The organism is Synechococcus sp. NB0720_010, assembly GCF_023078835.1.
Lineage (GTDB): Bacteria > Cyanobacteriota > Cyanobacteriia > PCC-6307 > Cyanobiaceae > Vulcanococcus.
This window is the reverse complement of sequence record NZ_CP090898.1, coordinates 1,280,311-1,300,221: the sequence shown is the minus strand read 5'-3', so window position 1 is coordinate 1,300,221 and position 19,911 is coordinate 1,280,311. Positions and strand designations below refer to the sequence as shown.

General features: G+C 64.9%; 23 protein-coding genes. 11 read left to right on the top strand and 12 right to left on the bottom strand.

The genetic code is table 11. The annotated features are described in order from the left end of the window. The first annotated feature begins 18 nt into the window (after window positions 1–18). From psbH to LY254_RS06975, 4 genes are read left to right on the top strand one after another with little or no spacing between them, the layout of a single operon-like run. Complete coding sequence (gene psbH, locus LY254_RS06990) at window positions 19–219, top strand: photosystem II reaction center phosphoprotein PsbH (RefSeq protein ID WP_010314489.1); 201 nt, start codon at window positions 19–21, stop codon at window positions 217–219. Between the two features lie 4 nt (window positions 220–223). Further along, window positions 224–475 (top strand): TatA/E family twin arginine-targeting protein translocase, encoded by a 252-nt coding sequence (locus LY254_RS06985; RefSeq protein WP_247476316.1) that lies wholly within the window; start codon window positions 224–226, stop codon window positions 473–475. 8 nt (window positions 476–483) lie between these two features. After that, complete coding sequence (gene pth, locus LY254_RS06980) at window positions 484–1,116, top strand: aminoacyl-tRNA hydrolase (RefSeq protein WP_247476314.1); 633 nt, start codon at window positions 484–486, stop codon at window positions 1,114–1,116. A gap of 6 nt (window positions 1,117–1,122) precedes the next feature. Beyond that, window positions 1,123–1,380: a DUF3146 family protein gene (locus LY254_RS06975; RefSeq protein WP_010314492.1), complete on the top strand. Its 258-nt coding sequence runs from the start codon at window positions 1,123–1,125 to the stop codon at window positions 1,378–1,380. On the opposite strand, the gene LY254_RS06970 is transcribed toward LY254_RS06975, so the two are convergent. From LY254_RS06970 to rph, 4 genes are all read right to left on the bottom strand, one after another. After that, entirely contained in the window at window positions 1,377–1,814 is a 438-nt protein-coding gene (locus tag LY254_RS06970) for a resolvase (RefSeq protein WP_247476313.1), read from the bottom strand. The two genes, LY254_RS06975 and LY254_RS06970, sit on opposite strands and share 4 nt — an antisense overlap. Further along, complete coding sequence (locus tag LY254_RS06965) at window positions 1,811–2,992, bottom strand: DUF3084 domain-containing protein (protein WP_247476312.1); 1,182 nt, start codon at window positions 2,990–2,992, stop codon at window positions 1,811–1,813. The genes LY254_RS06970 and LY254_RS06965 overlap by 4 nt, the downstream gene beginning before the upstream one ends. Before the next feature lie 75 nt (window positions 2,993–3,067). Next, complete coding sequence (gene ntcA, locus LY254_RS06960; RefSeq protein WP_029626096.1) at window positions 3,068–3,808, bottom strand: global nitrogen regulator NtcA; 741 nt, start codon at window positions 3,806–3,808, stop codon at window positions 3,068–3,070. Window positions 3,809–3,872: 64 nt separating this feature from the next. Next, complete coding sequence (gene rph / locus LY254_RS06955; RefSeq protein ID WP_247476311.1) at window positions 3,873–4,607, bottom strand: ribonuclease PH; 735 nt, start codon at window positions 4,605–4,607, stop codon at window positions 3,873–3,875. 117 nt (window positions 4,608–4,724) lie between these two features. Between rph and LY254_RS06950 the strand changes: the two genes are divergently transcribed. Together LY254_RS06950 and dcd are read left to right on the top strand one after the other, a co-directional pair. Further along, on the top strand, window positions 4,725–5,303 hold the full coding sequence (locus LY254_RS06950; RefSeq protein ID WP_247476310.1) for a cob(I)yrinic acid a,c-diamide adenosyltransferase: 579 nt from the start codon (window positions 4,725–4,727) through the stop codon (window positions 5,301–5,303). After that, window positions 5,303–5,896 (top strand): dCTP deaminase, encoded by a 594-nt coding sequence (gene dcd, locus LY254_RS06945; protein ID WP_010314503.1) that lies wholly within the window; start codon window positions 5,303–5,305, stop codon window positions 5,894–5,896. The genes LY254_RS06950 and dcd overlap by 1 nt, the downstream gene beginning before the upstream one ends. Before the next feature lie 3 nt (window positions 5,897–5,899). Here the strand turns inward: dcd and thyX are convergent, their stop codons facing one another. Together thyX and LY254_RS06935 are read right to left on the bottom strand one after the other, a co-directional pair. Then, entirely contained in the window at window positions 5,900–6,622 is a 723-nt protein-coding gene (gene thyX, locus LY254_RS06940) for an FAD-dependent thymidylate synthase (protein ID WP_247476309.1), read from the bottom strand. Between the two features lie 54 nt (window positions 6,623–6,676). Beyond that, window positions 6,677–7,216, bottom strand: a complete 540-nt coding sequence (locus LY254_RS06935; RefSeq protein WP_247476308.1) for a thioredoxin domain-containing protein — start codon at window positions 7,214–7,216, stop codon at window positions 6,677–6,679. An 84-nt stretch (window positions 7,217–7,300) separates the two neighbouring features. On the opposite strand from LY254_RS06935, the gene LY254_RS06930 reads away from it, so the two are divergent. Beyond that, window positions 7,301–7,729: an NIL domain-containing protein gene (locus LY254_RS06930; RefSeq protein WP_010314511.1), complete on the top strand. Its 429-nt coding sequence runs from the start codon at window positions 7,301–7,303 to the stop codon at window positions 7,727–7,729. Next, window positions 7,729–8,256, top strand: a complete 528-nt coding sequence (locus LY254_RS06925; protein ID WP_247476307.1) for a hypothetical protein — start codon at window positions 7,729–7,731, stop codon at window positions 8,254–8,256. The genes LY254_RS06930 and LY254_RS06925 overlap by 1 nt, the downstream gene beginning before the upstream one ends. A 9-nt stretch (window positions 8,257–8,265) precedes the next feature. On the opposite strand, the gene LY254_RS06920 is transcribed toward LY254_RS06925, so the two are convergent. Then, window positions 8,266–10,281: a lytic transglycosylase domain-containing protein gene (locus LY254_RS06920; RefSeq protein WP_247476306.1), complete on the bottom strand. Its 2,016-nt coding sequence runs from the start codon at window positions 10,279–10,281 to the stop codon at window positions 8,266–8,268. A gap of 97 nt (window positions 10,282–10,378) precedes the next feature. Here LY254_RS06920 and glmM point away from each other — a divergent pair, with 97 nt between their 5' ends. Further along, window positions 10,379–11,755, top strand: coding sequence for a phosphoglucosamine mutase (gene glmM, locus LY254_RS06915; RefSeq protein WP_247476305.1), 1,377 nt, complete (start codon window positions 10,379–10,381; stop codon window positions 11,753–11,755). Here the strand turns inward: glmM and LY254_RS06910 are convergent. From LY254_RS06910 to LY254_RS06895, 4 genes are read right to left on the bottom strand one after another with little or no spacing between them, the layout of a single operon-like run. Beyond that, window positions 11,734–12,693, bottom strand: coding sequence for an N-acetylglucosamine kinase (locus LY254_RS06910; protein WP_247476304.1), 960 nt, complete (start codon window positions 12,691–12,693; stop codon window positions 11,734–11,736). The genes glmM and LY254_RS06910 overlap by 22 nt on opposite strands. Beyond that, window positions 12,686–13,993: an IctB family putative bicarbonate transporter gene (locus LY254_RS06905; RefSeq protein WP_247476303.1), complete on the bottom strand. Its 1,308-nt coding sequence runs from the start codon at window positions 13,991–13,993 to the stop codon at window positions 12,686–12,688. Before LY254_RS06905 ends, LY254_RS06910 begins: the two co-directional genes overlap by 8 nt. After that, window positions 13,990–14,700, bottom strand: a complete 711-nt coding sequence (trmB, locus tag LY254_RS06900) for a tRNA (guanosine(46)-N7)-methyltransferase TrmB (RefSeq protein ID WP_247479786.1) — start codon at window positions 14,698–14,700, stop codon at window positions 13,990–13,992. Before trmB ends, LY254_RS06905 begins: the two co-directional genes overlap by 4 nt. Window positions 14,701–14,709: 9 nt before the next feature. Further along, entirely contained in the window at window positions 14,710–15,984 is a 1,275-nt protein-coding gene (locus tag LY254_RS06895; protein ID WP_247476301.1) for an FIST N-terminal domain-containing protein, read from the bottom strand. Between the two features lie 50 nt (window positions 15,985–16,034). On the opposite strand from LY254_RS06895, the gene LY254_RS06890 reads away from it, so the two are divergent. Both LY254_RS06890 and LY254_RS06885 read left to right on the top strand, forming a co-directional pair. Continuing rightward, window positions 16,035–16,652 carry a DUF3177 family protein gene (locus LY254_RS06890; protein ID WP_247476300.1) on the top strand — a complete coding sequence of 206 codons (618 nt, stop codon included), beginning with the start codon at window positions 16,035–16,037 and terminating at the stop codon, window positions 16,650–16,652. 18 nt (window positions 16,653–16,670) lie between these two features. Beyond that, a complete protein-coding gene (locus LY254_RS06885; RefSeq protein ID WP_247476298.1) occupies window positions 16,671–16,985 on the top strand; it encodes a hypothetical protein in 315 nt (104 codons plus the stop codon). Here the strand turns inward: LY254_RS06885 and ileS are convergent. Next, complete coding sequence (ileS, locus tag LY254_RS06880) at window positions 16,982–19,846, bottom strand: isoleucine--tRNA ligase (RefSeq protein ID WP_247479783.1); 2,865 nt, start codon at window positions 19,844–19,846, stop codon at window positions 16,982–16,984. The two genes, LY254_RS06885 and ileS, sit on opposite strands and share 4 nt — an antisense overlap. Window positions 19,847–19,911 lie beyond the last annotated feature (65 nt).

Sequence of the window (19,911 nt, the reverse complement as noted above, 5' to 3'; positions counted from 1 at the left end):
CAGAGAGCACAGCCCGACATGGCTCAACGCACCCGCCTGGGAGATCTGCTTCGCCCCCTGAACTCCGAGTACGGCAAGGTTGTGCCCGGCTGGGGCACGACCCCCGTGATGGGCGTGTTCATGGCCCTGTTCCTGGTGTTCCTGCTGGTGATCCTCCAGCTGTATAACAAGTCCCTGATCCTCGACGGCATCACCGTCAACTGGAACGGCATCGGCTGATCCGATGAACGTGTTTGGGATCGGATTGCCTGAGATGGCGGTGATTGCCGCCGTGGGTCTCTTGGTGTTCGGTCCCAAGCGCCTACCTGAATTAGGCCGCACCCTTGGAAAAACCCTGAAGGGTTTTCAGTCCGCCTCGAAGGAATTCGAGCAGGAGTTTCGAAAGGCGGTCGACACGGTGGAAGCGGAAGTCACCCAGGCTTCTACTGAGCCCCAGCCTCAACTCAAGGCCGACGACGAGCAAGCGGCCGGTTGAAGGACTCCATGACTCCCCTGAGTCTTGTTGTTGGTTTAGGGAACCCGGGCGAGAAGTACGCCGGAACCCGCCACAACGTCGGATTTATGGCGCTGGAGCAGCTGGCCAAGCGTCAAAACAGCAGCTTTAAGCAGCAGTCCAAGCTCCACGCCCTCGCCGCGGAGGTTGGACAAGGTGCTGAACGCCTGCGTCTGTTGATGCCTCAGACCTACATGAACGACAGCGGTCGTTCGATTCGTGCTGCGCTCGATTGGTTTGGCTTCGAGCCCAACCAGATGCTGATCCTGGTGGACGACATGGATCTCCCCCTCGGTCGCTTGCGCCTGCGGCTCTCGGGTGGTGCTGGCGGCCACAACGGTCTGCGCAGCACCATTGCCCATCTCGGCGGCCAAGAGTTCCCCCGCTTGCGCATCGGGATTGGCGCTCCGGCCTTGAATCCGGTGGAGCGTAAGCAGCGCACTGTCGGCCACGTCCTCGGCCGCTTTGCCGTCGCCGAACAGCCGGTGCTCGAGGAGGTCATCGATGAGGTCTTGGCTGGTCTGGATCTGATTCAGCGCCTGGGGTTTGAGCGGGCTGGTAACAGGCTCAACGGTTTTGTTGCTCCCTCTGCCGCCAAGCTGGTCGAGCAACCCACTGCCTGAGTCCGCGTGAGTCGCCTCCCCACGACAACGGCGCAATTGCGGGTGCTGCGCCAAAGCTTTAGCCAGCGGGTGCTGGAGGGCGAGGTCAGCGCTGGAGGGTTCGAGTGGACGTTCGCCTGGTTCTTTGACCGCGGCGAGCTGCAGGTGGAACCTTCCCTCGGCCGGGCCTTGATCCAGGACGCGTTGCTGCGCTTCCTGTTGAAAACCGACTACCAGCTGGAGGCGGGTGGGGACTACGCCTTCAGCGTGCGGGCCAGGTTTTAGGCAGCGAGCTGGCGCAAGACGACCAAGCCAGGTTCCCGCTTGAGCTCCGTTCTCCAATGGCGCTCCAGCAGCAGTTGAGCCACGACATCGTCGTAGTCCCGTGGGGGCAACCTCAGGCCCTCGGGGAGCATTCGCCGCCAGCCCCTGGGGGGCTCCAGCTGCCAGTAGCGGGCTCGTGCGGCCAGGGTGGTTCCCGCTTCAGGGATGAGCTGGATAGCCAGGCCCAGGTCGTTGAGTTGCCGCTGCCAGTGCTTGCTGCCCGTGCCATCGCCGAGCACAACACCCTCAAGACCCGGACGTTCTCGCCAGATCGCAATCTGCTTGAAGCACTCTTCCGGGGAGAGCACGGCGGCAACCTCGATCTGGCCTGTGCTGTGGTCAGAGCGCACCAAGCCGCATTTGCTGCGGCCGGGATCGAGTCCGATCCAAGTCATTGCGGGCGCTGCCAGCGAATGTCCACGGCAATCGGGTCGGCCAGATCACTGTTGCCTCTGGAGATGGCTTCGAGCTTGGCGGTCTCGCCCAGGGGGCGGTTGACCAGGGCCTCAGCCAGTTGATTGAGGCGTGCCGGGTCAAATTGCAGGCCGTTGGCCAGGGCCCCTTGGCGTTGGGCTCGGGTAAAGGCTGCGGCGAGGAGGAGGTTCAGACGGCTACGCACCTGGTCTGGGGAGCGCTCATCGGCCTCCAGCACGGTGGTGGCCAGTTGTTCTCCACTACGCACCACCCGTTTGTTGGGTCTGACATCCGGGAATGCCACGACCTGACGCTCCCCTTTGAGCACATTGGCCGCTGAGATCAGACTCACGACCCACTCGCCGCGTTTGCTGAGGGTGGTCTCCAATTTGCTGATGTCGCTGCGCGGCACCAACAGGATTTGACGGTTCGGTGTTTCGCCTGGCAGCACGCGCTGGTAAACGTTCAAATTCGTGCGCTGCAGCAGGGCGTGGATCACGTCTCGGGCCTGGCTGGGCTTCTCGATCCGCACCTTGGCCACCTCCAGGATTTGGCCACTGCTGATCACCACATCACCCTGACGTAGGGCAATCAGGTTGCGTTCGAGACGCTCGAGCTCTTGGCTGCTGCTTTTGATCTTGCTGTTGAGCTTGGCGAGCTCAGTGCGGTTGCGCTGGAGATCGGAATCCTTCGCGGCGATGTCACGGCTGAGGCGGTCGCGCTCGGCCTCCAGTTGTTTGCGTTGCTCCATCAGGGGAGCCAGTTCCTTCTGCAGCCGGCTGGCCTGCTCGGCCACCACCTTGAGTTGGCGTTGGGCCTCGCTGCGCTCGTTCTCTGCGCTGCGCAGGGCGTTGCGACTTTGGGCCAGGTCCTGGCGACTTGAGCTCAGGGCATCGCGGCTGTCCCGTAGGCGCTGTTCGATCTGATCGAGTTCAAAGAGCCCCGTGCGCAAGCGATCACTGACGAGCAGCATCAGCCCAAGGGAGATGGCACTGATCAAGCTGCCGGTCAGCACCGTGATCACTACGGCGGTTTTCTTGGGCCGCAACCGGAACAAGCTCAGCCGCGCCTTGCCGACCTTGGATCCCAAGCGATCCCCCAGGGTGGAGAGCACTCCCCCGAGGATCAGCAACGCCAGGATCAGGATCCAGCCGGACACGACGTTGTGCGACGACGGTCAGTATCGGTTGCGGTGGCTTGGAACGCAGCTGGGATCGGCCACCAGTTCAGCCGTTTAGCTGAAGCGTTTGGCGAGGGCCAACGGATCGAAGACGGTGATCTTCTTGCGGTCGATTTGCACCAGCCCGTCGTTGCGGAGGTCGCCCAAGAGTCGGGTGATCGTGACGCGGGTCGATCCGATTGCTTCGGCAATGGCCTGGTGGGACAGGCGAAGGTCGATCGTGATCCCTTCGCTGCTGGGCACTCCAAAGTCGCGGCAGAGCACCAGCAGGAAGCTCACCAGTCGCGAGGACATGTCGCGGTGGGTGAGGGTTTCGATCATGGTCTCGGTTTGAAGAATCCGAGAGGAGAGACCCTGAAGAAGCAATAGACCAACCGCCGGGTCCTGTTCGATCGCTTTGCGGACGGAGGTTGCGGGAGCCGTCACCAGCTCGACGCGAGTAAAGGCAATCGAGTGATAGAAGCGGTCTGAACGCTGGCCCGTGAGTAGAGACAGCACACCGAACAGGCTGTTCTCCCGCAGCAGTGCCACGGTGATTTCCTCGCCGGATTCGTAGACCCTGGAGAGCCGGACCGCACCCCGCTTCAGCAGATAAACCTTTTCGGCGGGGTCGCCGGGGAAAAAGATTGTTTTGCCCCGCTCAACGATCTCGGTGGTGCTACCGCTCAGGCCCCGGATGACATCCAGAAGCGTGGCATTGGGTGGCAGCGGACTGCCCGCGATCGGTGCGATCACTGACGTACCGGTCGTAGGGCTAGGGGAGTAGCGGCTGAATCCTTGCGTTGCCACGACCATGTCAGCGCGACTGAGTTGCTTGGAACCTACGGATCAGTCCAGGGCCGCCCTGTAGCCATTGAAACTAATTTGCTGCCTCTGCCAAGGCCTGCTTCTGGGCCTGCATCAGTTGATCGATGCCGCTTTCCGCTAGGTCAACCAGACCGGAAAGCTGTTGGCGACTGAAGGGTGCGCCCTCCGCGGTGCCTTGAATTTCGAGCAAATGTTGCTCTTGATTCATCACCACGTTCAGATCGACCTCTGCTTGGCTGTCCTCGCTGTAGTCGAGATCGAGGAGTGCGGCGCCATCCACGAGGCCAACGGAAACCGCCGCCACCTGCCCCACCAGGGGCGATCGTTCCAGCACTCCGCGCTGCTCCAGGCGTTGCAGGCCGAGGGCTAAGGCGGCCCAGGCTCCAGTGATGCTGGCGGTGCGGGTGCCGGCATCGGCTTGGAGGACGTCACAGTCGATTTGCAGGGTCCGCTCCCCCAGAACCTCCAAATCAAGGCAGGCCCTGAGGCTGCGGGCGATGAGGCGTTGGATTTCTTGGGTCCGACCGGAAAGCTTCATCAGCTCCCGTGGCTGCCGGCTGGGGGTGCTGGCGGGAAGCAGCCGGTAGTCGGCGCTCAGCCAGCCCTTGCCGGAGCCTTTACGCCACTTCGGAACACCCTCCTCTAAGCAAACGCTGCAGATCACAGCCGTGTTGCCCGTGTACACCGTGACGGAACTCAGGGCGAAGCCCATCGGATCCCAAGCGAAGCGGGTGCTGCGCAGGTCCGTTGCGCTGCGGCCGTCCCGCCTGGGTTGGGTGCTGCTCATCGCGGGCTGGCTCAGTGCCTCGATGGTACGGGTGTTTGCACTACAGGTAGTGCTTGTTGCTTGCCGGACGGCCTAACGCCGCTACATTCAGGATCCCAAGCGGCAGCCATGCACTCGATGACGGCCAGCATTGCAGCCACGCCCCGTGCTGGACACCTGCGTCCGTTGGCTGTGGTCCCGGCGTCGGCCCCCGCTCGCAGCGTGCGCCTGGCAGCTCAGCAGGAGGGTCAGCTCCAGGTGCACACCGCTCCCTTCCGCGGCAGCTTCAGTGGGGTGTTCAGTCAGGCCCTGCGCAGTGCCGGGCTTGGTAGCCGCGTTCTGGTGAGCCAATTCCTCAAAGGTGGGGTCGATCAGGGTCTGGAGCGCAGTGTGTGGCTCTGTGGCCGCCTTCAGTGGCTGAGGCCAGCCGTGGCGGGTTGCCTCTCTGAGCCTGTGCCGGCCTCCCAGGCCGATGTCGAGGCTGTGCGCGAGATCTGGGCGTACACCCGTGAGCAGTTTCTGAGCGGTCAGCTGGATCAGTTGGTGCTCGATGAGTTGGGCCTGGCCGTCGAATTGGGCTACCTGTCCGAGGCGGAGGTCGTTTCAGCCCTGGAGCAGCGGCCGTCCCACCTGGATGTGATCCTGACGGGGCCCTCCATGCCCACCGCTCTGTTGGCCATGGCCGATCAGGTCACCCAGCTGCGCCGAGGTTTCTGATGCTCAAAAACGACCGTTGGATCAACGAGCAGGCCGCCTTGGGCATGCTCGAGCCCTTTCAGCCACAGCTGGTTCGCCATCTCGATCCGGAGAACAGCGAAAAGCCCGTCCTCAGCTTTGGCTGCTCGTCCTACGGCTACGACCTGCGTCTCTCCCCGCAGGAGTTCCTGATCTTCCGGCACGTCCCCGGAACGATCATGAATCCCAAGCGCTTCAACCCCGCCAACCTGGAGCCGGTGCCCCTGCACGAGGACGAGGACGGCTCGTACTTCATCCTCCCGGCCCACTCCTACGGCTTGGGTGTGGCGCTCGAGAAGATGTGCGTCCCTCCCAACATCACCGTGATTTGCCTGGGCAAGAGCACCTATGCCCGCCTGGGGATCATCGTCAACACCACCCCAGCTGAGGCCAGTTGGGAAGGTCACCTGACCCTGGAGTTCAGCAATTCCTCCGGAGCGGACTGCCGCATCTATGCCAATGAGGGCATTTGCCAGCTGCTCTTCTTCGAGGGTGATCCCTGCGAGACGACCTACAAGGACCGGGCTGGCAAGTACCAGCACCAGCCCGAGCGGGTCACCTTGGCCAAGGTCTGAGCCCTAAGGGGCCAGGCGCGCCTTGTGCAGGCGGGTCTTCTCGTACCAAGCCGCGATCTCTGGGGCCCAGGCCTGGAGGTGGGGCCACATCAGATCGCAGAGCACCCGGATTTCCTCCTGGGCATCGAGCTTGGCGCGCAGGTCCATGAAGTGCAGGAACGCCCGCAGCGAGAAGCTCACAACGAAGTGCTGGCGGTAATCGAAGGGAAGGATGCCCCGGGCATGCTCCTCGGCGAACCCCGCCGCGAGCATGTCGCGATAGCGCTCGGCGGCGACTTGGCAGAGGGCGAGATCCTTGGCGCGCTCGTCTGCGCTGTAGGTGTACTTCTTGCCTTGCCGATCGCTGTACTGCCCTTCGGGGCGCAGGTAGAAGACCTCTTCGAGTTCCAGCTCGCCGTTGGCCGCCCGGCAGATGCGCTCGCCGGTGTAGCGCATGGATTGGACGTCAAAGCTCACGCCCACCCGGTGGGTGCGGGCCTGCTGCATCACGGAGTGGGGGAACCAGCCCACGTTCAGCACGATCTGGGCGTGCTCCAGCGGACCGTAGTGACCGCGCTCACCAGCTAGGAGACGTTTGACGCAGATCTCGCCAGCCTTGGTCTCATCGGGCCACTCGGCGCGATCGGCCGCCACAAACCCTTCGCTGTAGTCCTGGTGCATCCCTGCATAGACGCACTGCTGGGGGTTGGGGGTCGCTGCAATCAGCTCAACCCGAAAGCGTTTCATGGGCGGGCGATGGCGTGGGGAGCTGGTGCTGCAGGGTAACGGGCTTTGGGGGACTCAGCTGTGGCTGCGGGGGCCTGCCATGGTGGTCGCCTCCACTTGGGGCAGGACGCTGGTCTCGGCGACACCCGCCATGGCCGGTAAGGGGGTGCCTGCCACCAAGGCTTCAGTCAGGGCTTCCAATTCGCTTTGGCTGCGGGCGCCGACGGCGCGGCCCACGCGGGTGCCACTGGCATCGAAGAATTCCAGCTGCGGGATGCCGTTGACGTCGTAGCGATCCACCTCCGGTTGCCAGCGGGGGTTGTCGACGTTCAGCAGCACCACATCGAGTTGATCGTGGTGTTGGCTCTCGACTTTCTCCATCGCTGGGGCCATGGCTTGGCAGGCCTCACACCAGTCCGCGTAGAACTCGACCACGCTGGGCCGGCCATTGCTGAGGGCAACGGCGGGCTCCAGCGACTGGCGGGCCAGCTTCTCCAGGGGCGCCGCCGGTGAGAGCCCGCCGCGCAGAAGGAAGAGCCCTAGGGCCAGAAGGGCGGCCACTGCAGCCAGCAGCATGCGCTCGCGCCGTCCCAGGGCTGCCGTGTTGCTGTCCACAGGTGGTGTGTTGATGCTTGGCGCCAATCTGCCAGGGCTGTTCCCATTCCGCGTCGATACCCTGACGGTGGATGAGTTGCGCCCTTGAAACGCCGCATCACCCTTCACTTCCCGCGGGAGGCGGTGCATCAGCCGATCACCTATCGCCTGGCGGTCGAATTTGATATCGCCGCCAAGATCCTGCGGGCGCAGATCGCTCCGAACCAGAGCGGAACAATGGTGGTGGAGCTCTCGGGTGACATCGATGATCTCGATGCCGCTGAGCAGTGGTTGGAGGGGCAAGGTCTGGGCTTGAACCGGGCCTCCGGTGAGATCGCGATTGATCCCCAGCGTTGTGTGGACTGCGGCATCTGCAGCAGCGTTTGCCCGAGTGGCGCCCTGAGTTTCACCGCTCCCCACTGGCGACTGGAGTTCAACGCGCAGCGCTGCCTGGTCTGCGAGCAATGCATCCCCTCGTGTCCGTTTGAAGCGATCGCCCTGGTGTTGGATCAAGCTGTGGGCGCTGCCCAGTGATGCGCCTGTCCATGCGCCCTGTGACTGCTGTTCTTCGCTTCCTGGTCCTGCCCCTGCGGGCACCGATGTTGCTGGTGCTTTTTGCCGTCAGCGCCTTCATGGGATTGCACTGGGCTGATGTGTCTCCGCAGTTGCTGACCCAGGCCAGCACGCCGGTGCAGCAGGAGTTCGCGGGCCCTTGGTTCTGGCCGCTCCAGTGCATGCAGGCGCTGCTGGTGGTGGTGCTCTGCACCATGCCCGATCTGCTTCTGCGGGAGCTCTCGCAGTTGATGGCGGCCAGTAAGGCGCTGACCCTGGTGGTGACCTTGCTGGTGGTGATCACCGGGGGCCTTTACCTCCTGCACTTGGCGGTGCTCTCTGAGGTGTTGGTCTTGGCCTCGGCGGTCTTGCTCGCCCGGCTTGATCTCACCCGGCTTCGGATTGCACCGGCGCCCCTGCTCGGAGCCTTTGTGCTCTGCAGTTGGGTCCTGGCGGGAATCCTGGTGGGCCGCTCCCTCTATGCCCACCTCGGGTTTGTCTTTGCTTAGGGGCCGGCATCAGCGGCAGAGGGTCTCGGCGCTCTCTGCGAGCCGCCGATAACTCCAGTAGTTGCCGAGCACTTTTTTGGTGTACAGCCGGGTTTCGGGGTAGGGGATGGCCTCGGTCCAGAGCTCCGGTTCGCGCTGCAGATCAAAGCCCCGAGAGTTGAGCCAACTGGCGACGGCACCGGGGCCAGCGTTGTAGCTGGCGATGGTTTGGAACAGGTTGCCCCCGGTGCTGCTGAGCAGTTGTTTGAGGTAGGCCGCCCCCAGGGCTGCGTTGCGGGCTGGATCGATCAGGGCCTGATGGTCCAGGGGTTCGCCCGCTAGTTCGCTGGCGGTGGCTGGCATCAGTTGCAGCAGGCCACTGGCTCCAGCCCCTGAGCGCACACTTGGGCTGAAGCGGGATTCCTGCTTGGCGACCGCCAGCAAGAGGGCGAGATCGACACCCGTCGCTTCACTGGCGGTGCCCAGTTCTGCGCCAAAACGCCGGGGGTGCAGCTGCCGTTCCCGATCAAGTTGTCCCCGGCAGCCGATCTGGGGCAGGCGAAAGCTGGCCCGCTCGAGTTGTCCGAGTCCGGTCCAGTCATCGCCGATTGCCGTGCGCAGTCGACCTTCGATCAGAAACTCCTCAGGTCGGCTGGGGGACCTGCCCCCTTGCTTGGTGCGCCAGCTTTCCCAGGCCTCCAGTGCCTGCCCCCGCTGCCAAAGGGCATCGATGCGTGTGTCACCACTGGTCAGGGGTTGCCAGGGCTGAATCGGCTCTGTGCTGCTGAGTTCCTGGTGGGACTGTCCCAGGCGTTCGCTGGCCCGCCAGCTGTAGTAGCCCAGGGGTTGGCTCCTTTGGGTTTGCCGCCAGAACTGCTCTGCGCTCGCCTGGTCCCCCTGCTGCTGGGCACTCCAGCCGCGCCAGAACAACTGGCGCGCCGCTAGTGGTGCGGGCAGGTTGGCGCTCTCCAGTTGGCTGAGCCAGCGACTCGCTTGGCGCCAGTCCCGGTGCAGCAAGGCCTTGCGCGCCTCGCTCCACTGGAGTTCCCAGCTGGCTGGGTCATTGGGCCAGCGGCTGAGCACGGTGGCCGGATCGACCTGTCCCGCTTCGGCAAGGCGAGCCTGCACGGGGGCGCTGTCCTGGAGGGTTGGCGGCAGTTGTTGGAGCCGTTCAACCGCTCCTGCTGCCGGAGATTGCGCCAAGAGGCGTGCTGCCTCTGCACCCTGCGGGCCTTCGCTCTGGGCGATGCGCAAGAGCCAGTCTTCGGCCTGCGTTTGTTGCGCGCGGTTCCCCCGCAGCAGGGTTTGAGCCAGGCGCAGCTGTAGTTCTGCTGTGGCGGGCGTGTCCCCAAGGCAGCGCAGGGCGGCTTCACTCCGTCCCAGTTGCGCGAGCCCCGCGGCAAGTAGCTGCTTGTCTTCGGCGCTGAGCGCAGCGGCACGGGTCTCGCAGGTTTGCAGCAGGAGCGCTTCGGCTCCGGGCCAGCGGGCACCCCAGCGGGCGAGGTGCAGGGCATCGCCTGCTTCGAGGGCTGCCGCCAGGGCCGCCGGGTGGGCGGCAAAGCGCTCCAGCAGCGTCAGCCGCAACTTGGGTTGCTGCCGGCCCAGGGCATAGAGGGCATCGGCACTGGCGGGTTCCCGCGGAAAGCGCCGCAGCAGTTCTGCCCAGAGGGCCTGGGCTTCCTGGGGACGTCCACTCGCTTGGGCTGCGAGGGCCGCGCGTTTGAGGCTGATCGCCGCCAGCACCTTGTTGCTGCCGCGGTTGCCCCAGCCCTGGCCCTGGAGCCAATGGCGCCGATCCTCAGGGCTGCTCTTGGCTTGAGCGCTCAGCAGCAGTGCCGCATCCCTTCGCCGGTCTGGATCGAGGCTGTGTTTGCGGCTGCGGGTCAGCTCGGCTGGGCTGCTGTTGGGGGTGAGGGGCGGAGCCAGCTGCACCAGAAGTTGCCGTCCGGCAGCCAGGGCGACGCCCGTTCCCAGGCAGCAGAGACCCAGCAGTGCTGTGCCCAGAAGGCTTTGGCGTCCTTCAGCGGAACGGGGGCGCTGGGCCAAAGCAGTGGGATAACTCTGCGCATTCTTGGTGAGATGCGCTCCGCTTGCATCGCAAACCCGGCGTAACCTGCCGCGAGCCTTGATCCATCAGCTCGCCATGTCTCCGCTTGGGGCGCCATTCCCGTCTGGTACGGCGAGTTTTGGAACCGATGGCATCCGCGGCCGGGTTGGGCAGGTGATCACGCCCGCCCTGGCCCTGCAGGTTGGCTACTGGTGCGGTCGGGTCCTCCCTGCCGGTGGTCCGGTCGTGTTGGGAATGGATTCCCGCAGTAGCGGACCGATGTTGGTGGCCGCCTTGGCTGCTGGGCTGACCGCAGCGGGCCGTGAGGTGTTGGATATCGGCCTGTGTCCCACGCCTGCCGTTCCCGGCGCCATTCGTCAGCTCGGAGCCAGTGGCGGCCTGATGGTGTCGGCCAGCCATAACCCGCCCCATGACAACGGCATCAAAGTCTTTGGAGCCTGCGGGGCCAAGTTGGCCAAGCAGCAGCAGGCCGAGATCGAAGCGGGCCTGCATGGCAGTGGCGATGTGCTGGGCGGCTTCAGTGCCAATGGACGGCTTGTGCACCGCCCGGATCTGCTGAACGACTACCGCCAACGCCTGCTGGAGAGCGTGGGTTCAGCTCGGCTGGATGGCGCCAAGGTGGTGCTGGATCTTTGCTGGGGTTCGGCGACCAGCTGCGGTGAACGCGTCTTTCGTGAGCTGGGCGCTGAGGTCACGGTGCTCCATGGCCAGCCCGATGGGACCCGGATTAACCAGGGCTGCGGCAGCACCCATCTCGAGGCTCTCCAGGCGGAGGTGATCGCCCAGGGGGCGGCCATGGGTTTTGCCTTTGATGGCGATGCCGATCGGATGCTCGCGGTCGATGGCCGTGGTCGGGTCGTCGATGGTGACCAGATCCTCTACCTCTGGGGCCTGGCCCTGATGGCCGAGGGGGCCCTTCCGGACAACCGGATCGTCGCGACGGTGATGAGCAACCTCGGCTTTGAGCGTGCGTGGCAAGCGCGAGGTGGCGTGCTGGAGCGCACTGCCGTCGGTGATCAATACGTGCATGCCGCCATGGAGCAACTCGGCGCGTCCCTGGGCGGTGAACAATCCGGTCACATCCTCTCGGCCCGCCACGGCATGAGTGGTGATGGTCTGCTAACGGCGCTGCAGGTGGCGCGATTGATTCAGGCCCAGGGGGGTTCCCTGAGCGACTGGCTCGATGGCAGCTTCCAGCCCTATCCCCAGAAGCTGGTGAATGTCACCGTTCCGGATCGCAGCAGGCGCACCGGTTGGGAGAGCTGCGCGCCGCTGCTTGAGGCTGTGCAGGTTGCGGAAGCGGCGATGGACGGTACTGGGCGTGTGTTGGTGCGGGCCAGCGGTACCGAGCCGTTGCTTCGGGTGATGGTGGAGGCGGCTGAGCAGGCTGATGTCGACCATTGGAGTCGCCAGTTGGCGGAACTCGCCGATCAGCACCTCAACGCCGCCTGAACGGCCATTTGCAGGGCGCCATCACAGGCATCGCCCTTGGGGGCCACCAAGGCAGCACCGGGGCAGCGTTGCTCGAGGTCCGCGGCGAAGGCGCGGCGCAGTGTCCCCAAGTGTGTGAGCGCGCCGCCGCTGCAACAGACCCGCGGAGCTTGCAGCTCGAGGGTGGAGGCAATGGTGCGCACCATCTGGCTGAGGGCCAGCGCTGAACGTTCAACGATGCGTTGGGCGTGGTCATCGCCGCCTGCGGCGCAGGCGTCCACCACGGGAGCTAGCCGGGCAAAGCCGGCCGCGCCAAACCCTTCGGCTACGACGGCGGCCTTGAGCTCTTGCGGGGTGCTGACCCCGAGGGCTTGCCAGAGCTGGTGCTTGAGGGAGGTCTCGCTCAGCCGTCCATCGGCCATCTGCACGCTGATCGCTAAGCCGTCCCGGCCCAGATCCATCGCGGAGCCCGCCCCATCCAGCAGCCAGCCCCAGCCACCCGTGCGATGCCAGTGCCCGGAGCTCGTTTGCCCTAGTGCAATGCAGCCCGTGCCACTGATGACGAGCACGCCAGCGGCTTCGCCATGGGCGCCCAGCAGGGCGGTGTGCTCATCACCGCTGACTTGAACAGCGGGCTGGGGAAGCTTTAGGGCGGCTGCTGCCAATGCCTCCCCTTGGCTTTGGACGGCGCTGCCCCTCTCAATGCCGCTGGCCCCCACTCCGGCTGCGGCGAGGGGCTGCTCGCCGCCCAGCCCGGCCTGCATCAGCCCATCGCGCAGGCTCGTTTGGAGAGCATCTTGGAAACAGGCCTCACCGCCTGGTGCGGCCAGATGGCGAACCCCCGGACCCTGGCCCAGGGCGATGGGGATCAGCGCTCCCGTGCTCGTCAGTCGAGCCAGTTTGCAGCTGGTGTGGGTTTGTCCGGCATCAAAGCCAGCGAGCAGCTGCCCTTCAGCCATCGCTGCTGCTGGCACTCAAGGTTGCCAGGCAGAACCAGCCGGTGAGTTGGACTTCGGGCCGGAAGAAGATCGTGTCGGTCGCGCCCTGGACGCAGAGGCCAGCGATGGCGGCCACCGCGGCCAGGGCCGGCAGGGCCCAGTTGGACTCGCCTTTGAGTTGGCTCAGGCCAGCCCTGAGGCTGGCGAAGAGCAGGCCGAGGGCCGCGATGAGATTGGGGATGCCTCCTTCCACCAGCAGCTCAAGCGGCACCGAGTAGGCGCTCAGGGCGTTGAACTTCGGCTGTTGATAGAGGGGATAAATCAGGTTGAAGGCGCTGTTGCCGGGGCCGATCCCCAGCCAGGGCCGCTCCTGGATCATCTCGATGGCGGCGAGCCAGACGTTGATGCGGAAGTTGTTGGAGCTATCCCCGCGGCCTGCCGCGAGGCTCATGACCCGGATCCGTAGGGGCTCGATTTGCGTCACGGCGATCACCAGCACGCAGACGGCTGCCGCGATCAGCAGCAAGGGGAAGAGGCGGCGCCAGAGGGGCGGCCAATGGCGCGTTTGCCGCAGCACCAGCAGCAGCACCGCGGCCCCAAGGGCTGCCACCATTCCAAGCCAGCCGCCCCGGCTGTAGCTGAGGAAGAGGGCGCTACAGCCCAAGAGCAGGGCACTGGCGGCAAAGAGGCGCTGGGGCCATGAGCGCCAGCGCAGCAGAGCGATCAAGGCAATGGGCAGGATCGGGATCAGGTAGCCCGCCAGCAGATTCGGGTTCTCCAGAGGGCCGTAGACCCGGATCGTTCCGTCGGCGACGGAGTTGGGATCGGCCCAGCGGGCCAGCTCACTGGTGTCGCCATAGAGCTGCCGTATGGCGAGGACGCTGCTGAGCAGCTCACCCCCCAAGAGGGCTGCCACGAGCCGATCCCACCAGAGCGGCGCCTGCTCGAGCAGCTGCCGCAGTAGGGCGTAGACCCCCAGATAGCTGATCAGCTTCAGCAGACCTTTGAACGCGGCTGGGGTGACCGTTGAAAACCCTGTGGCCAGAACGGCGATGCCGAGCATCAGCAGGAGCCAACCGCTGATGCGGCCGATGCGACCGGCGGGGAGGCAGAGCGACCAGACCAGCCAGAGCAATCCCGACGCGAGGATCAGCAGGCTGAGGCCTGCCCGCGTGACGAAGGGCATTGCGGCCAGCAGCACGCAGAGCACGCTTCCGGCGATCAGGCTCAACCGTGATCCCAGGGGCCCCTCGCTGGCGTCGCCCAAGATCCCCTGCCAACGCAACAGCCAGGGGGTGGATGGCGCCGATCCTGCGCTCATGCCGAGGGGTGGGTTGATGTCTCGGGATTATCGGCGGCTTCGAGCTGTTGCTCCAGCTCTTGGAGGCTCGGCAACGGCGTTTCGTTGCGTTCATAGAGCACTCGGTAGACCGGTAGCCCTTGCTCGAGGACGTAGGTCTCCCGCTCGGTTGGCACGGGCAGGGGGTTGGTTGCCCGCCAGGGGCGGGCGTCAATTGCCGGTCGGCTGAAGCAGCCGCTCGCTTCGGTGACGGCGACCATCGGTTCGATGACGTCCAAAATGTCGCTCTGCATAAAGAGCCGCTTACCCGGCTCCAGGGCCGCGGCGATGGCCAGCAGCAGCGCAGGCTGCAGGACCCGTCGCTTGTGGTGCCTTTTTTTGAACCAGGGATCGGGGAATTGGATGGAGACCAGATCCAACTGACCCGGAGCCAATGCCGTCAGCCAACCCTCAACGCTGATGTTGGCGTTGCAGAAGAGGTAGTGCAGATTGCCAAGGCCGAGCTGCTGACGGTCCGCTTCCGCTGCGGCCACCAGGGCGCGCCGGATCTCGACCCCCAGGTGGTTGAGCTCGGGTTGCTGCTGGGCCAGTGCCAGGAGAAAGCGGCCCCGAGCACAGCCAATGTCGAGGTGCACTGGTCGGCCTGGATCGCAGAACAGCTCCTGGGGTGGGGGCAGCTCCAGCGGCAACTGGAAGAAGCGGCTCAGCGGGTTGACGTGTTGGCGCACCATCGGAAGTCAGGGAGTGTTCGGCACCAGAAAGCCCCAGCTGGCGGTGTAGCCATGCAGGTGGGTTGCACCGGCGACCGGGCCAATCTCGCCGTTGCAGAAGGCACCGCTGATGGGCACATCAGGGAATTGTTCACGGCAACCGTCCACATCGCCATTGGGGCCGCCGTAGAGCCCCTCGCCTCGGCCCAGGCAGGCAAAGAGCAGTGCGGCCATTGGCTCGGCGTTGCGGCTTCGCTGTTGCCCCAGGAGTTGCTGTTGTTCCTGTCTGGAGGTCTCGGCGTCCCGCAATTGAAACTGCACCTGCTGCCCCACCCGCAGCCGCTCGGCCACCGCCACGGAACCGGTGCGTGGGTCGACGCCGATCAGGTTGCGGACCAGGACCGCTGGCCCTGATGCCGGTGCGCCATCGCTGGGCAGCTGGAAGTTGGTTTTGGCCACCCCTAAAAACAGCGAGTGCCGCACGAGCTCCTTCTCCTCTGGGGAGAGGCCCTTGAGGATTGTTTGCAGGCAGGCCACAGGCGTGTCGGCTTCCCCGTCATGGCTGAGACGCAGCAGCACGTTGCGTTCGGCCTGCTCAATTTCAAAGACTGGGCCGATCGGCTTGCAGCCCTGAGCGACAACCGGATCAAGGCGCCAGTCCCCTTTGATCAAACAGCCAACGGCACCATCGACGACGTCATTGCCGATCAAGAGTGAGCCGTGCTGGGCGCTGTGTTGTCCTGCAATGCCTCCGATCTTTTGGGCCTCGGGGTAGGCGAAGTCCAAACCGCTGATGACGTCGTTGATCGCCGTACAGGTGGGATCCAGGAGCAGAAGCATGGAATGCCCGCCGTTGGGGTCGACCCCGGCCCAGTCGATCCAGCTCTGCCGGGATCCGTCGAGATCCGGCAAGGAATCGCTGTTGAGGCTGAAGAGCTCGATCTGCGTCTGGGGCAGGGTGAGCAGGGTCACGCTGATGGCGGGCTGGTGTTCCAGCTCCTGGGCCAATCCCTCGGTGTTGGTGCCGACCACGCCACCGCCGCAGCACCCCAGCCAGTGCTGGGCTCCGATGGCCTGCTTCAGCAGGGGCATGAACCGCTGCAGATCGCTGGCATAGGCGCTGGCGCAGAAGACCAGACCAAGGTCCGCCGGACCCCGTTGACCGGCCTGTTTGAGCTGCTGTGCCAGATCGGCGATGGCGGCTTCGAGGGCGGGTTCGCAGCTCAGTGCCGTGGTGCACTGCGCCTGCTGCGGCGCTTGTCGCCAGGGCAACAACGAAGAGAGGCGAGCGGTCCAAGCCATCGGCGGACCTTACAGCCGCTGGATAATGACCACTGACTGCCTGTTGCTGAGTGCCAGATCTGCTGCTCTATCGCACCCTCGTCTGGCTGGATTACCGCTTGGCTGCGGTTTTTGCCCTGGGGTTGCCCCTGGTGCTGCTGATTTGGTCGGCATTGAAGCGGGAGCAGGCGCTCACCCGCTTGATGGGGATCTATTGGAAGGTCGCCAGCCTGCTGCTGATCACGGTGCTGCTGCTGACGGACAACCGTCCCCTGGGTTATCTGCTGGCGGTTCTCTCCCAGCTGCTGGTGGTGATCAGCGTCTGGTTCTGGGTGGATCTCAACGAGGAGTTGGCGGACTTGCCCCCCTGGCGCCCCTTGCCCTTTGTCGTGCGCGCCTGGCGTTGGGGTCTCACGCTTTTCGGTCTGTTGGGTGCGGCCTTGAGTGCCGTGGCCCTCAACTGCGTTGGTGGCGGATTAACCCGTCCGATCTGCAGGGTTTGGCTCGAGGCCCCCGATGATCTCCATGGCGGAGTCGCCGGTTTCTTTGATTTCGTCTTTGGCGGCAGCTGGACCGCGGCCATCGCTGCCTTTGTCGGCTACGTCTCCCTCGTGGCCTATGGCGTTGGCCTTCTGCAATGGCTGATCGTGCGCCTGCCCAAGCAGGGCCGGGTCGCAGGCGGCTTCTAGGGGCGTAGGGGCGTTTCGATGGCGATCAGCGTTGCTGAACTGCTACTGCAGTTGGAGGAGATCAGCCGAAGCCGGGCTGATCGGGTCCTGCGTTTGCGGGGGGCTTGGCCGGTGGATGAGGGATGGGAGCCGTTTGAGCTGCTGATCTTCCGTGGCTTCTCCAGCAGCGTCTCCCATCCCACGGATTTCGATCCTGATCAGCCACTGCTGCCGGAGGCGGCACGGATCGAGCAGGCCGAACTGCTGCAGGGCCCGCTCAACCCACAGGCCGAGCAGTGCCTCTCACGCGTCTCCGGGGCCGAGACTTACCTCGACCCATCCGCTTGGCTTTAAGAGAGAACCTCGACGCAGCGGCCGCAGAGGGTCGGATGGGCGAGGTGCTCGCCGATGTCACTCTCGTAATGCCAGCAGCGCTCGCACTTCTGACCGGCCGCTTTGCGGATCTGGACGGTGATGCCGTTCTCACTGGCTTCGGCCAGCACGCCTTCGGGGTTTGAGCCGCCGATTTCCAAGGCCGAGACCAGGAGCCAATCCGCCAGGTTGTCGACCTTGGGGTGGGCGCTGTTCTCCAGCCAGGTGAGGGCTGCCTGGGTTGCCTCGCTCCCTTCGCCGAGGCTCAGTTGAACCTGCGCTTCCAAGGAGGCCCCCAGCTTGGCGGCGCTGCGGCAGCTTTCCAGTTGCCGATTGACCAGCGCGCGCAGCTCCAGGATCTGGGCCATCGGTTGCTCAAGGGCACTGTTGCGCCATTGCTCGGGTGCCGTGGGCCAGCCCCGCTCAAACACTGAGGTCTCGGCAACGGAGTAGGGCAAGTTCTGCCAGATGTCCTCTGCCATGTGGCACAGCACTGGGGCGATCAAGCCCGCGAGTCGCTCCACCACCAGCGCGAGAACCGTTTGACAGCTGCGGCGGCGGAAGTCGTTGGCACCGCTGACGTAAAGGCGATCCTTGGCGATGTCCAGGTAGACGTTCGAGAGATCGACGACGCAGAAGTTCTGTAGGGCCTGGAAGAAGCGGTAGAACTCGTAGCGCTCGAAGTCTCCGCTGACGCTGTCAATCAAGGACGCGGTGCGCTGCAGCATCCACTGATCCAACAGCGGTAGCTCTTCGTAGGGAACGGCGTCTTGGCTGGGGTCAAAGTCGTGGAGGTTGCCCAGCAGGTAGCGCGCCGTGTTGCGCACCTTGCGGTAGACGTCCGCCAGCTGTTTGACGATGCCGGGGCCCAGGGGGACGTCGGCCGAGTAGTCGACGGAACTCACCCAGAGCCGAAGGACATCGGCGCCGTAGGGCGGTTCCTGCTTCTGGTTCTTGCCGCCCGAGACCAGCACCGCTGGATCGACGACGTTCCCGAGGGATTTGCTCATCTTGCGGCCTTTCTCATCGAGGGTGAAGCCGTGGGTGAGCACTCGCTTGTAGGGGGCGTGTCCGTTAACTGCAACGGAGGTGAGCAGGCTGCTTTGGAACCAGCCGCGGTGTTGATCGCTGCCCTCGAGGTAGAGATCAGCCGGGTAGTGCAGTTGGGGTGCGCGGCTGCTGGCGCCCTCGATGCCCCCGAGCACGCCGGCCCAGGAGGAGCCGGAGTCAAACCAGACATCCATCGTGTCGGTGCCCTTGCGCCATTGGCTGGCTTCCGCGGCGTAGGTCTCAGGCAGGAGCCCGGCTTCGTCGCGCTCCCACCAGACATCGGCGCCGTGCTCGGCAATTAGCCCTTGGATGTGGCTGAGGGTGGCTTCGTTGAGCAGCACCTCACCGGTTTCACGGTGATAGAAGACGGGAATCGGCACACCCCAGGTGCGCTGACGGCTGATGCACCAGTCCCCCCGCTCGCTCACCATCGCTTCGATGCGGTTACGGCCACTGGCCGGTAGCCACTCCACCTGGGCAATGGCATCGAGGGCGGCCTGGCGGAAGCCCTCCACCGAGGCGAACCACTGCTCGGTGGCCCGGAAAATCGTCGGCTTTTTGGTGCGCCAGTCGTAGGGGTAGCGGTGCTCGTAGCGCTCCTGCTTCAGCAGCAGGCCCGTCTCTTCCAGGGCGCTGATGATCGTCGGGTTGGCGTCTTTGAGGACATTGGTGCCGGCGAAGGGGCCGGCTTCTGCTGTCAGGTTTCCGGCCTCATCCACCGGGCAAAGCACCGGGAGTTTGTACTTGCGGCCGGTATTGAAGTCGTCGACGCCATGGCCCGGGGCGGTGTGGACCAGGCCGGTGCCTGCTTCGGTGGTGATGTAGTCACCGCCGATCACGACCGGACTGGTGCGCTCCAGCAGGGGATGGCGGTATTGCAGGCCTTCAAGGGCACTCCCTTTGACGCTGACCAGGGGTTTGAGGGTCAGGCCCAGGCTGGTTTCCAGTCTTTCCCGCAGTTCGGCGGCCACCACCAGGTGGCTGGCGGCTGGTGCGGGGTTGTCGCCCTGGGCCTCAATGGCACAGATGGCGTAGTCGAGCCGTTCATTGACGGAGACCGCCAGGTTGGCGGGCAGCGTCCAGGGGGTCGTGGTCCAGATGGCGACAGCCAGGCCGCCTTTGGCCGTGGCTTGTGCGGGGCTCAGGCCCGCCTGCTCGAGGGTGCCGGCCAGCTCGCTGGGGAGTGCCACAGCAGGGAAGGCGGCAAACACGCTGGGGGAGCTGTGGCCGTCGGGGTACTCGAGCTCGGCTTCAGCGAGGGCCGTACGGGAGCTGGGGCTCCAGTGGACCGGCTTGAGGCCCCGGTAGATGTGACCGGCCAGCACCATGGCTCCGAACACCCCGATCTGGGCGGCCTCGTAGTCCTTCTGCAGGGTCAGGTAAGGCTGATTCCAGTCGGCCCAGATGCCCCAGCGGCGGAAACCAGCCTTCTGGCCTTTCACCTGCTCGAGGGCGTAGGCATGGGCCTTCTTGCGCAGGCTGACGGGGGTGAGCTCGGCCCGCTCGCTGCTCTTGAGCCCCTGCAGCACCTTCAGCTCAATCGGTAGGCCGTGGCAGTCCCAACCGGGGACGAAGCGAGCCCGCTTGCCCTGCAGCAGGGCGGTCTTATTAATGATGTCCTTGAGGATCTTGTTCAGCGCGTGCCCGACGTGCAGGGCGCCGTTGGCGTAGGGCGGCCCGTCGTGGAGGGTGAAGCAGGGACCTGTGTTCTCTTCGCTCAGGCGCTCATAGAGCTGCTGCTCAGCCCAGAACGCCTGGATCTCGGGCTCGCGCACCTGTGAATTGGCCCTCATGTTGAAGGGCGTTTTCAGCAGGTTCAGGGTGTCCTTGTAGGAAATCTGCCCGGCGTTGGCGGAGG